Consider the following 12,650-nt stretch of genomic DNA (forward strand, 5'->3'; position numbering starts at 1 on the left):
ACCCGTCGATCACGCTCCGGTCGCCGCGACGCTTGGACGACAAAATCACGTCCCCTTTCGCGCGGGGCTGCAAGCTGCCGGTGGTGTCGAGCATTATGGTCGTGCGCCTATCTTGTCGGTCCGATCCGATGTTAGGCATGTGTTAAGGCGTTGAACAAGCCGACAGGCCGAGAACCGACGCGAAATACTTCAGCGGCGATGAAGCCGCCTAAAACTTAGGCGATGAGTGCCGCGATCACTTTAATGTTCTGGCAAGAAACGCCTGGGTCTCCGTCCTTTGCGGGGCTTCAAAGAGTGCATCCGGCGGCCCTTGCTCAATAATGCGACCATTCTGCAGGAAGCATACTTTGTCGGCGGCTTGCCGCGCGAAACCCATCTCATGCGTGGCCAATACCATCGTCATGCCCTGCTGCTTGAGCATCAACAAAACGTCCAACACTTCGCCGACCAACTGCGGATCAAGCGCCGATGTGATTTCATCAAAAAGCATCACCTCTGGACGCATCGCCAAGGCGCGTACGATGGCCACTCGCTGTTGTTGACCACCTGAAAGCTGATCGGGATAGTTATGCATCCGGTCCGCAAGACCGAAGCGCGCAAAGAGGTCTTCCACCTCAGGCGCCAGCGCATCGCGTGATTTGCCATGCACGCGGCGCGGTGCCAGCATTGCGTTTTCAAGTGCTGTCATATGCGGAAAAAGATTGAAGCTTTGAAACACCATCCCGATGCGCGCACGCACTGATTGCGGGTCCAGACCGGGCATGGCGATGTCTTCTCCGTCGAGGAAGATCTCGCCGTCCTCGACGGTTTCCAAAAGGTTAATGCAGCGCAGAAGTGTTGATTTGCCAGCCCCCGATGCGCCGATCAGGCAGACCATTTGGCCTTCGTCCACATCCAGATCAATCCCATCGCAAACGGTCATATCGCCAAAGCGTTTGACTACGCCGCGCAGTTCAAGCTTGGCCATCAGCTTCGGTCCCGCCTTTGCTTGGCCATCAGATGATCGGCGTAGCGCGTGGCGGGGATGGTCACGACCAAAAAGATAATCGCCGCACCGACATAGGGCGTGAAATTGGCGGTCAGGGATTTGAAAACGCCCGCCTGCCGGAAGATTTCAACCGGGCCGATGAAGCTCAGAAGCGAGACATCCTTTTGCAATGCAATCAGCATGTTCATCTGCGACGGCACCACATTGCGCACCGCCTGCGGCAGCACCACATCGCGCATCACCTGCCGTTCCGACAGGCCAAGCGACAATGCCGCGGCGCGTTGGCTCTGATGCACGCTGTCGATGCCGGAGCGGAAAATCTCGGCCACGTAGGCAGAATAGGTCAGCACCAAAGCCAGCGAGCCCCAGATATAGGGCGAATTCCAAGGGCGCGGCAGACCCAGCCCCGGAATGCCGAAGCCGATCAAATAGACCGTTAAAATCACCGGCACGCCGCGAAACACATCTGTAAACCCGGCCCCGAAAATGCGCAGCGGAAAAAGGGCCGGTGACTTGGCATCGCGCGCAAGAGCTATCAGCAAACCCAGGATCGCAATCGCAGGCGCCGACCACGCGAAAATCATCACATTCACAAGGAACGCATCCAGCAATTTGGGAAATGTCTCGGCCAACACGCCGCCGTTGAAAAAGCTGCGTTGCACCTTTTCCCAGCCGGGGGTCATGGGCACGAAAATAACGATCACGGCAATGACCAGCGCGGTGCTGGTACCCGCGATAATCAGCGACCGGCGGCGTTGCTGCGCCTCGTAGCGTTGGCGGCGGGTCAGCCCCGCCGCTTGCGACTTGGCCATATTACTGGATCAATGGCACACCGGTGGTGTCCTGAAGCCATTCCGCTTCAATGGCCGCCAAAGCGCCGCTTTCGGTCAATGCCGCAAGTGCTTCATCGACGCAGGCTTTCAGTGGGTTCCCTTCTTCCATCAACATGCCGAATTGATCGGGCTCATCGGTCATGTCAGGCGCAAATTGGCCAATCACGGCAGAGCCTTCGATCATCACTGCACTGAGGAACAATGCCGTGGGCAAATCGAACAGGGCGGCATCAATCTGATTGGCGCTGATGGCCGCGTTCACATCCGCGTTGTCACCATAAAGCAGCAGATCACTTGCAGGCCGAATGACGTCCGTGAGCTTTGGCACCGCTGTTGTTGAGCCGACAGCGCCCCATTTCAGCGCGCGCAATGCCGCCATTGTCGCGTCAGTATCAACCGCACCGGGCCCGACAAGGACCGCCATTGGTGCCGTGTAATAAGGGGCAGAAAAATCCACGATCTCATCGCGCGCGGCCGTGATCGAATATTGCTGCATGTTGAAATCGAAATTCTTCGCACCGGGCTGCATTGCCTCGTCAAAAGACGACCGCACCCAAGTCACATCTTCGGCGGCAAAGCCCATTTCCTCCGCGACGGCATAGGCAACTGCTGCCTCAAACCCCTGCCCGCTTTCAGGCGCATCATCCATAACCCACGGGAAATAGGCCGGGTTGCCGGTGGCGATTGTCAGCGTGCCCTCCGTCAAAGTCTTGCCCGTGGCGCAATTGCCGTCCGCGAAGGCTGTAGTTGACATCAAAGCGGCAGAAACAGCGGTAATTACTGGCAGTTTTTTCATGGTAGCGGACCCTTTGTTGAACAGATTTTCTTCAAAGGTAGTGGCGGCCGGGAGGGCTGTCCAGCGCGATCAGCCGCCGACCATATAGGGCATGAGGATGATTTCATTCTCTGGCCCGATCTCAGTGAACCACGCTTCTCGGTAGATGACACCATCCAAAGACAAGGACACACCGCGTTTTATCTGCGGCGCAAGGCCAGGGTATTTCTTGGCAAGAGCATCCAGTAACTCTTTGAAGTTACGGGCTTCCACCTCCACCCACTCCTGGCCGTCGGTCATTGCACGTAAAGAGCCCCAGACTTTGACCCTGACCATGACTTAACCCGTCATCGCCTTCAAAAGGCGCGGCGGAGACATCGGTAATTCCGTCATTCGCACGCCAGCAGCGCGGGAGACTGCGTTTGAGATGGCCGCCAGTGGTGGCACGATCGGGGTCTCGCCCACGCCGCGCACACCGTAAGGGTGACCAGGGTTCGGGATTTCGAGAATGACCGTCTCAATCTCAGGTAGGTCAGAGGCCACAGGAATGCGATAATCCAGAAAGATCGGGTTCTGCAAACGTCCGTCCTCGCCGTAGATATATTCCTCATTCAAGGCCCAGCCGATACCTTGCACGGCACCACCTTGCATCTGCCCCTCGACGTAGTCGGGATGCACAGCTTTGCCAGCGTCCTGGAAAACCGTATAGCGCAGGATTTTGGTAGCACCCGTTTCAGGATCTACTTCTGTATCAACAAGATGTACGCCGAAGCTGACACCGGCACCATCGGCGTTGACTTCATGGTGACCTGCAATAGGACCGCCTGTGTTACTGGCCACGGCTGCGATCTCCGCCAGTGTCATTGGCGGGTGGGTGCCTGCGTTTGGGCCGGCTGGCACGACCGCGCCATCCTGCCAGTTCACCGCGCCCTCATCAATGCCCCAAAGCTTGGCAGCACGGCGGCACATCTCATCCTTGGCCGCGCGCGCCGCCTTGATTGTGGCAAGTCCCACTGCAAAGGTCACGCGGCTGCCATCGGTGATGTCGTTGAAGCCCAGAGATGAGGTATCCGCGATGACCGTGCCGACCTTGTCATAAGGCACGCCCAATTCCTCAGCCGCCATCATCGAGATCGACGCACGAGAGCCTCCGATATCCGGGTTGCCTTCGACGACGCCAACGGTACCATCATCATTGATGTTGAGTGACACACAGGTGTTGCCGCCAAAATTGAACCAGAAGCCGCAAGACAGCCCCCGCCCCTGATTTGGACCCAAAGGCGCGCTATAGTGCGGGTGCGCTTTGGCCGCTTCGAGCGTGGCAACCAAACCGATCTCATTGAAGGTCGGCCCGTAAGACGACAGTGTCCCCTTGCGGGCCGCATTCATCAGGCGCACATCCAGCGGATCGAGACCCAATTCCTGAGAAAGCTCATCCACGACGCTTTCGACCGCATAGATCGCGGTCGGCGCGCCGGGTGCGCGATAGGGGATTTCCATCGGGCGGTTTGTCATCGCGTTCCAACCGATGGTTTCGACCGCCTCCAGATCATAGGCAGCAAAGGCCGCTTGCGCGCCCATATCGACCGTCTCATTTGGATAGGCCCCGCCCGAATAGCGTAACTCTGCACGGGCAGCAGTGATGCGGCCCGCCTTGGTCATGCCGATCTTGACATCCATCGAGGTCGAGATCGTCGGGCCAGTTGCGCGCAAAACCTCGGAGCGGCTCATCACGATCTTCACAGGTCGGCCAGATTTACGTGACAACGCAAGTGCTACGGGCTCAATGAAGGTGGAGGTCTTGCCGCCGAAGCCGCCGCCGATTTCCGATGCGGTGATGCGCAGCTGGCTTTCCTCGACACCCAAGACGGCGGCGCAATTGGCGCGGACCATGTATTGACCTTGGGTGCAGCACCAAACTTCGCCCCGGCCATCATTGCCAAGGCTCGCGAGACAGGCCTGTGGCTCAATATAGCCCTGATGGGTTGCAGCAGTCTTGAAGCTGCGCTCGACAATCCTGTCGGCCTTGGCAAAGCCAACCTCAAGATCGCCGTGTCCAAAGGCGCAGCGCATTGTGACGTTCTCAGACATCCCTTCCGGGACATTTTCCAATGCGCGGCCTGATAGCACGACGGGCGCATCTGGGCGCATTGCCACATCAACATCAGTCACATGGGGCAGCTCCTCATAGACCACCTCGATCAGGCGGATCGCCTGTTTCGCAATCGACTTGGCAGTCGCAGCGACCGCCGCAACAGCATGGCCATCGTAAAGCACCTTGCCCTTGGCCAAGCAGTTCACTGCAATATCGGCATAGCCTGCGTCTTCGGGCGTCGCCAAATCGGCGGAGGTGACAATCGCCTTCACACCGGGCAGTGCTTGCGCAGCGGCGGTATTGATCGACACGATCCGCGCATGTGCGTGCGGGCTGCGTAAAATCCGACCGTGCAGCATACCAGGAGCAGATATATCGGCGCCATAAGCCGCTTTGCCGGTGACTTTATCCAGCCCATCGGGGCGAATAACGCGAGTACCAACGACTTTGAAATCGCGCTTTGCTTGCTCATCCAGTGCCATGCTATGCGGCCCTCATTTCTGCAGCGGCTTTTTGTACCGCTTTGATAATTTTGTCATATCCGGTGCAACGGCAAAGGTTCCCCGCCAGCCAATACCGCACTTCGGTGTCGGTCGGGTCAGGGTTCTGTTCCAAAAGCGATTTCGCAGCAACAAGAATGCCCGGCGTGCAAATTCCGCATTGCAAGGCGGCTTCTTCTAGGAAGACGCGCTGCAAAGGATGCAGGTCTTCGCCAGTTGCCATGCCTTCGATGGTCTCGATCTCGGCGTCCTGAACCTCGACACCCAACACCAGACATGCGCAAACAACCCGCCCGTTCAGCGTCACGCTACAGGCGCCACAATCACCGGTGCCGCAGCCTTCCTTGGCCCCTGTCAGACCAAGACGGTCGCGCAGAACGTCCAGCAGGGTTTCGTCCGTCTGGCAAAGGAACTCCGTCCGGTCGCCGTTGATTGTGGTTTCAACTGGGATCGTCTTCATGATGTGCCTCCGGCGCGGGAATATGCGATGCGGGCGGCGCGCTTGGCCAGCACGCCTGCGGTTGTTGTGCGGAATTCAATCGTGCCGCGTTTGTCGTTAATCGGAGAACACGCAGCCTCAGCGGCAGCGACAAGAGCCGAGATTGCCTCATCGTCGAGTTTTGAACCAACCATCGCGGCACCCGCTTCCGGCACCAAGCGCACTGTCGGGGCGACAGCGCCCAGCGCAACGCGGGCCTGCGTCACAGTGCCATCGGCATCCAAAATGAGGTTCACCGCGGCAGCAGACACAGCAATATCCATTTCCGTGCGCGGAGTGAAACGCAAGTAGGCATCGCCAGCGCGCGCGGGGCGCGCGGGCAAAAAGAACGACGTGATGAATTCACCCCGGGCGAGCGCGGTTTTGCCGGGGCCAACGGGGACATCCACTACCGGCAGGTAACGCACACCATCAGGTCCATGCAGGCGCGCGAAGGCGTCCGCGGTCACAAGTGCCGGTACAGAATCGCCAGCGGGTGAGGCGGTACAAAGGTTGCCTGCCATGGTCGCGCGGTTTTGCACCTGGGTTGATCCGATCAATTCGGCACCTTCAACAACTCCCGGCCAGGCGGCTTTCAATGCGGCGTGTTCGCCCATTTCCGCCGCCGACACAGCCGCGCCGATCCGAAACCCACCATCTTCTTCAACGATATCGCGCATACCCGGCAGATGCTTGAGGTCAACCATCAGGTCAGGCTCAACCAATTCTGATTTCAGCATCACCAGCACATCGGTACCGCCGGTCAGGATCCGCGCGATCCCCTCCTCTGCGGCCAGCACAGCGGAAGCCGCAGCAAAACTTTCAGGTTTGATGTATTTCATTCAGGCGATCCATTTCTTGAGCGGAAATTGCGCGCGCCACGCACAGGGCTTTTGATGCCATTGTGTCGCGTGGCGAAAGCAGGGTCAAACGCATTCATTGATTGCCAAGCCAACCTGACCCGCCGTAGTTTGCGCCCATGACATTGCACAACCGTTACCCCGCTATTTCAGACCTCAAATCCCGTGCCCGTCGACGCATTCCTCATTTTGTCTGGGAATACCTCGACAGTGCGACCGGTGTTGAGGCAACACAAGCGCGCAATCGCACCAAGCTGGATGAGGTCTTATTGAACCCGTCAATCCTGCATGGCGAGTTTGAGCCTGATCTGTCGGCAACGCTTTTGCGGCACACCCATCCGCTGCCCTTCGGGATTGCGCCAGTTGGGATGTCGGGGCTGATTTGGCCGGGCGCTGAACAGATGCTGGCTAGGACCGCTGCCAAGGAGGGCATTCCCTACACGCTGTCCACAGTCGCCAGTCAGCTGCCAGAAGACGTTGGCCCGCATACAGGTGCACAGGGGTGGTTTCAGCTCTATCCGCCACGCGATCCAGACATTCGCGATGATATCCTGTCGCGTGCCAAGGCAGCGGGATTTCACACCATTGTGCTGACCGTTGATGTGCCCGTCGCCTCACGCCGCGAGCGGCAAACGCGCGGCGGTCTGACCAATCCACCCAAGTTGACGCCAAGACTGGCAATGCAGGCCGCACAGTGTCCGGCCTGGCTGAATGGCATTCGTCAGACAGGTATGCCACGTCTGCGTTTGATGGAAAGCTATTCTGAAAACCGCAGCGCCCTGCCCTCAAACCAGCACATCGGCTATCTTCTGCGCACGTCGCCTGACTGGGATTACTTCAAGGCGCTCCGTGATGCGTGGGACGGTCCGTTAATCGTAAAGGGCGTCAGCAGACCGGATGACGTGGCGCGGTTGACGGATGAAGGCGCCGATGCGCTTTGGGTCAGCAATCACGCAGGACGGCAGTTCGATGGCGGCCCGGCCAGCATCGAAACCCTGCCCGACGTACGGGCTGCAACCAACCTGCCAGTGATTTTTGACAGCGGCATCGCGGGGGGTCTCGATATCTTGCGCGCGCTGGCCTTGGGTGCGGACTTTGTCATGCTTGGCCGGGCTTTCCACTACGGATTGGCCGCATTGGGCGCGCAAGGGGCGCATCATGTCGTCGATATCCTGCGTCAGGATATCATCAGCAATATGGGGCAACTTGGTACAAAGACACTGGCCGACGTGCCTGCCACTCTGAGAACAACACCATAAATTTCTAGACGCTCCGCCATTTGCTCACTACGAATGCTGCAACTGCGAAAGGACCAGCCATGCCCGACTTCAAGAAAATCCTCATTGCCAACCGCGGTGAGATCGCGATCCGCATCATGCGCGCGGCCAATGAGATGGGCAAGAAGACGGTCGCCGTCTTTGCAGAGGAAGACAAACTTGGTCTGCACCGTTTCAAAGCGGATGAGGCGTACCGGATTGGCGAAGAACTCGGCCCGGTCGCCGCTTACCTTTCGATTGATGAGATCATTCGCGTGGCCAAGATGGCCGGGGCGGACGCGATCCACCCCGGCTACGGCCTGCTGTCAGAAAACCCTGATTTTGTCGATGCCTGTGCCGCCAATGGCATCACCTTCATTGGCCCCAAAGCCGAAACCATGCGCGCCCTTGGCGACAAAGCCAGCGCGCGCCGTGTCGCAGTTGAGGCTGGTGTGCCCGTCATACCTGCCACCAACGTGCTGGGCGACGACATGGCTGCAATCAAGAAAGAAGCGGCAGAAGTTGGCTACCCGCTGATGCTGAAAGCCTCCTGGGGTGGTGGTGGTCGCGGCATGCGTCCGATCATGTCTGAGGACGAGCTTGAGGAAAAAGTCCTCGAAGGCCGCCGTGAGGCAGAAGCCGCGTTCGGCAACGGCGAAGGCTATCTGGAAAAGATGATTATGCGTGCGCGCCACGTTGAGGTGCAGATCCTCGGTGATAGCCATGGCCAGATCTACCACCTTTGGGAGCGGGATTGTTCGGTGCAGCGCCGCAACCAAAAGGTCGTGGAGCGCGCGCCCGCCCCCTATCTGTCCGGCACCCAGCGCGAACAGCTTTGCAATCTGGGCAAGAAGATCTGCCAGCACGTGAACTACGAATGCGCAGGCACCGTTGAATTCCTGATGGATATGGACAGCGGTGAATTCTATTTCATCGAAGTGAACCCGCGTGTGCAGGTGGAACACACCGTCACCGAGGAAGTCACCGGCATCGACATCGTGCGCGCGCAAATCCTGATCGCGGAAGGCAAGTCTCTGGTCGAGGCAACAGGCTGCGCGTCGCAGTACGACGTGAAGCTTGACGGGCACGCGCTGCAATGCCGGGTGACGACAGAGGATCCGCAAAACAACTTTATTCCAGACTATGGGCGCATCCAGATGTATCGCTCTGCCACGGGCCCGGGCATCCGTTTGGACGGCGGTACCGCCTATTCGGGCGCTGTTATCACGCGGTATTACGACAGCCTGCTGACAAAAGTGACCGCGCGCGCGCCGACACCGGAAATGGCAATTGCACGCATGGACCGCGCCCTGCGCGAGTTCCGCATACGTGGTGTTTCAACCAACATCGCTTTTGTGGAAAACCTGCTCAAGCATCCGGTATTTCTGAACAATGAATACCACACCAAATTCATTGATGAGACGCCTGACCTGTTCAAGTTTTCCAAACGCCGCGACCGCGCGACGAAACTTCTGACATATATCGCCGATATTACGGTCAACGGGCATCCCGAAACAGCTGGCCGCCCTCATCCGGCCGCGGATGTGAAGCCACCGCGTCCTCCGGTCAAGCCATCCACCGATGTCACACCCGGTACCCGCAATATTCTTGATGAATTCGGGCCAGAGGCCGTGGCCGACTGGATGCGCGACCAAAAGCAGTTGCTGATTACCGACACCACCATGCGCGACGGGCATCAGTCTTTGCTGGCCACGCGCATGCGCTCAATCGACATGATTAACGCGGCACCGGCCTATGCTGCCAAGATGAATCAGCTTTTCAGTGTCGAATGCTGGGGCGGCGCGACCTTCGATGTGGCCTACCGCTTTTTGCAGGAATGCCCGTGGCAGCGCCTGCGCGATATCCGCACCGCAATGCCGAATATCATGACGCAGATGCTGCTGCGCGCATCCAACGGTGTGGGGTATACCAACTATCCCGACAACGTGGTGCAAAGTTTTGTGGCGCAGGCCGCCAATTCAGGCGTTGATGTCTTCCGCGTGTTCGACAGCCTCAACTGGGTTGAGAACATGCGTGTCGCGATGGACGCGGTTATCAAGGCCGAAAAAGTCTGTGAAGGCACGATCTGCTACACAGGCGATCTGTTGGACCCCAAGCGGTCGAAATATGACCTGAAATACTACGTCGGCATGGCCAAAGAGCTGGAGGCAGCAGGCGCCCATGTGCTGGGTCTGAAAGACATGGCAGGATTGCTGAAACCGGCTGCTGCAACCATGCTCATCAAGGCATTGAAGGGCGAAACCAACCTGCCGATCCACTTCCACACGCACGATACATCCGGTGCAGCGATTGCAACGGTGCTGGCGGCATCTGCGGCAGGTGTGGACTGTGTGGACGGGGCCATGGATGCGTTGTCAGGCAATACATCCCAGCCGACCCTCGGTTCAATTGTCGAATCCCTGCGTGGAGACAAACGCGACACCGGATTGGACATCGCGGCAATCCGTGAGATCAGCAATTACTTCGAACAGGTGCGCGCCCATTACGCGGCCTTTGAAAGCGGCCTGCAAGCACCTGCATCGGAAGTGTACTTGCATGAAATGCCCGGCGGTCAGTTCACCAATCTCAAGGCGCAGGCCCGTTCGCTGGGGCTGGAAGAGCGCTGGCATGAGGTCGCGCAGACCTATGCAGACGTCAACGCGATGTTCGGCGATATCGTGAAGGTGACGCCGTCCTCCAAAGTTGTGGGTGACATGGCCTTGATGATGGTCAGCCAGAACCTGACGCGGGCGCAGGTCGAAGACCCGAAAGTTGACGTGGTCTTCCCCGACAGCGTCGTGGAAATGTTGCATGGCGATCTGGGTCAACCACCCGGAGGCTGGCCAAGGGAAATCCAAAAGAAGGTATTGAAGGGCGACAAGCCGATCACAGACCGTCCCGGCGCACTGTTGCCACCGGTCGATCTGGAAGCAACACGCGCCGATTTGTCAGCACAGCTTGAAGGGAAAGCCGTCGACGACGAGGACCTGAACGGGTATCTGATGTACCCCAAGGTCTTCCTCGACTACGCCGGTCGTCACCGGACCTATGGCCCGGTGCGCACCCTTCCGACCCGCACGTTTTTTTATGGCATGGAACCGGGAGAGGAAATCGTCGCTGAAATCGACCCCGGCAAGACGCTTGAAATCCGAATGCAGGCGGTCGCAGAGATGAACGAAGACGGCGAAGTGAAGGTGTTCTTTGAATTGAACGGCCAGCCACGTACAATCCGCGTGATGAACCGCCTGGCCGCGTCCGAGAAAGTCTCGCGGCCCAAGGCAGAGGCTGGCAACGCCAACCACATCGGCGCACCGATGCCGGGCGTTGTGGCCACGGTTGCAGCGCAGGCTGGCAAACAGGTCAAGGAAGGCGATTTGTTGTTGACCATCGAGGCGATGAAGATGGAAACCGGCATCCACGCAGAGCGGGATGCGGTCATCAAAGCGGTCCATGTGCAGGCAGGTGGTCAAATTGACGCGAAGGACTTGTTGGTTGAGTTCGAGTGAGCCAACATCTGGCACTCCTGTCGATCCTCGTGCCGGATTACGATACGGGGATTGCGTTTTTCGTGGGCAAGATGGGCTTTGACTTGCTTGAAGACACCGACCTCGGAGATGGCAAACGCTGGGTGCGCGTGGCCCCGCACGGTGCGCAAACCGTTTTTCTGCTGGCCCGCGCAATCGGGGAGCAGCAGATTGCTGCCATCGGCGATCAAGGGGGCGGTCGGGTCTGGCTCTTTTTACAAACGGATAGGTTCTCGCGGGACTATGACCGAATGCGGGAAAACGGAATTCTTTTCGAGGAAAACCCACGCAAGGGACCCTACGGGACCGTTGCAGTCTTTCGTGATCCATTCGGAAACCGCTGGGACCTGATCGAATTTAGAGCATAGCGCAACATGCACAAAATCCTCTTCCTCAGCGATCTTCACCTTTGCGCAGCCGGAGAAACCATCATCGGGCTGAATCCATCGGCCCGCACCAAGGCTGTGTTGGATGCGGCAATTGCCGACCACGCAGATGCCGATGCCATGATCCTCTTGGGCGATCTGGCCCATCGGGGGGAGCACGAGGCCTACCGGGATCTGCAACGCCAAATTACTGACTTGCCGATGCCAGTGATCCCCATGATGGGCAACCACGACCGCCGGGACGTGTTTTTACAGGTTTTCACCGATGCCCCCAAAACGGCTGAGGGGCACATTCAGCATGTCTTTGATCTGGGAAACACGCGAATCATCACATTGGATTCGCTTGATGGGCCGCCCTACGTTGACACCGATCATGCAGGCAAGATCTGCCCGGCGCGTATGGCGTTTTTGGACACAGCATTGGCCGCGCGTGATGGCAGGCAGGCCATTGTCTGCATTCACCACCCGCCCTTTGATACCGGCATTGCGGGGATGGATAAGATCAAGCTGACTGACGGGGATGGCTTTCTGGATACGCTCGCCCAGCACGGCAATCTGCACCTGATTTGCGGGCATATTCATCGCACGATGTCGGGTTTTGCGCGCGGCGTCCCATGGAGCATGTTCAAAAGCCCCTGCCACCAGGGCGTTCTGGATTTGCAAAGCCCGAATTCGCATCTCTCCAGCAATGAACCGGGCGCATATGGTATCGCACTTTTGACACAAAACGGCGTTGTGGTGCATAGTGAAGACGTTGGACTGCAAGACAGACAGCTTTTTGGCGGCTACACGACAAAGGGTTAAGGCAAGGCGCAGGTTTCCAAGAAAAACGACACCGACATGCGATTTTGGTCTTGCAAGACTGGCAGAGTGTTTATAGATCACGGCTCACGAAATGCAGCGCGGGCGTAGCTCAGGGGTAGAGCATAACCTTGCCAAGGTTAGGGTCGGGCGT

The 12,650-nt window shown here is 58.3% G+C and carries 11 protein-coding genes; 4 read left to right on the forward strand and 7 right to left on the reverse strand.

Annotated elements, in window-relative coordinates; translation table 11 throughout:
- Positions 1–235: 235 nt before the first annotated feature.
- From ACFDSS_RS10005 to ACFDSS_RS10035, 7 genes are all read right to left on the reverse strand, one after another.
- Complete coding sequence (locus ACFDSS_RS10005) at positions 236–967, reverse strand: amino acid ABC transporter ATP-binding protein (RefSeq protein WP_375255605.1); 732 nt, start codon at positions 965–967, stop codon at positions 236–238.
- Positions 967–1,800 (reverse strand): amino acid ABC transporter permease, encoded by an 834-nt coding sequence (locus ACFDSS_RS10010; protein ID WP_375255606.1) that lies wholly within the window; start codon positions 1,798–1,800, stop codon positions 967–969. Before ACFDSS_RS10010 ends, ACFDSS_RS10005 begins: the two co-directional genes overlap by 1 nt.
- Before the next feature lies 1 nt (position 1,801).
- Positions 1,802–2,617 carry a transporter substrate-binding domain-containing protein gene (locus ACFDSS_RS10015; RefSeq protein WP_375255607.1) on the reverse strand — a complete coding sequence of 272 codons (816 nt, stop codon included), beginning with the start codon at positions 2,615–2,617 and terminating at the stop codon, positions 1,802–1,804.
- A 69-nt stretch (positions 2,618–2,686) separates the two neighbouring features.
- The gene (locus tag ACFDSS_RS10020; RefSeq protein WP_375255608.1) at positions 2,687–2,932 is read right to left on the reverse strand and encodes a MoaD/ThiS family protein; all 246 of its coding nucleotides are present in this window, start codon (positions 2,930–2,932) and stop codon (positions 2,687–2,689) included.
- Positions 2,933–2,935: 3 nt separating this feature from the next.
- Positions 2,936–5,173, reverse strand: a complete 2,238-nt coding sequence (locus ACFDSS_RS10025) for a xanthine dehydrogenase family protein molybdopterin-binding subunit (RefSeq protein WP_375255609.1) — start codon at positions 5,171–5,173, stop codon at positions 2,936–2,938.
- A gap of 1 nt (position 5,174) precedes the next feature.
- On the reverse strand, positions 5,175–5,651 hold the full coding sequence (locus tag ACFDSS_RS10030; protein ID WP_375255610.1) for a (2Fe-2S)-binding protein: 477 nt from the start codon (positions 5,649–5,651) through the stop codon (positions 5,175–5,177).
- The gene (locus ACFDSS_RS10035; RefSeq protein WP_375255611.1) at positions 5,648–6,511 is read right to left on the reverse strand and encodes an FAD binding domain-containing protein; all 864 of its coding nucleotides are present in this window, start codon (positions 6,509–6,511) and stop codon (positions 5,648–5,650) included. Before ACFDSS_RS10035 ends, ACFDSS_RS10030 begins: the two co-directional genes overlap by 4 nt.
- A 137-nt stretch (positions 6,512–6,648) precedes the next feature.
- Between ACFDSS_RS10035 and ACFDSS_RS10040 the strand changes: the two genes are divergently transcribed.
- Genes ACFDSS_RS10040 through ACFDSS_RS10055 form a run of 4 tightly spaced genes read left to right on the forward strand, consistent with a single transcriptional unit; the run spans position 6,649 to position 12,499 of the window.
- Positions 6,649–7,788, forward strand: a complete 1,140-nt coding sequence (locus tag ACFDSS_RS10040; protein ID WP_375255612.1) for an alpha-hydroxy acid oxidase — start codon at positions 6,649–6,651, stop codon at positions 7,786–7,788.
- A 59-nt stretch (positions 7,789–7,847) separates the two neighbouring features.
- Positions 7,848–11,291, forward strand: a complete 3,444-nt coding sequence (locus ACFDSS_RS10045; RefSeq protein WP_375255613.1) for a pyruvate carboxylase — start codon at positions 7,848–7,850, stop codon at positions 11,289–11,291.
- Positions 11,288–11,677, forward strand: coding sequence for a VOC family protein (locus tag ACFDSS_RS10050; RefSeq protein ID WP_375255614.1), 390 nt, complete (start codon positions 11,288–11,290; stop codon positions 11,675–11,677). Before ACFDSS_RS10045 ends, ACFDSS_RS10050 begins: the two co-directional genes overlap by 4 nt.
- A gap of 6 nt (positions 11,678–11,683) precedes the next feature.
- Positions 11,684–12,499, forward strand: a complete 816-nt coding sequence (locus ACFDSS_RS10055) for a metallophosphoesterase (RefSeq protein WP_375255615.1) — start codon at positions 11,684–11,686, stop codon at positions 12,497–12,499.
- Positions 12,500–12,650 lie beyond the last annotated feature (151 nt).

It is taken from the genome of Yoonia sp. (genome assembly GCF_042093035.1).
Taxonomy (GTDB): domain Bacteria; phylum Pseudomonadota; class Alphaproteobacteria; order Rhodobacterales; family Rhodobacteraceae; genus Yoonia.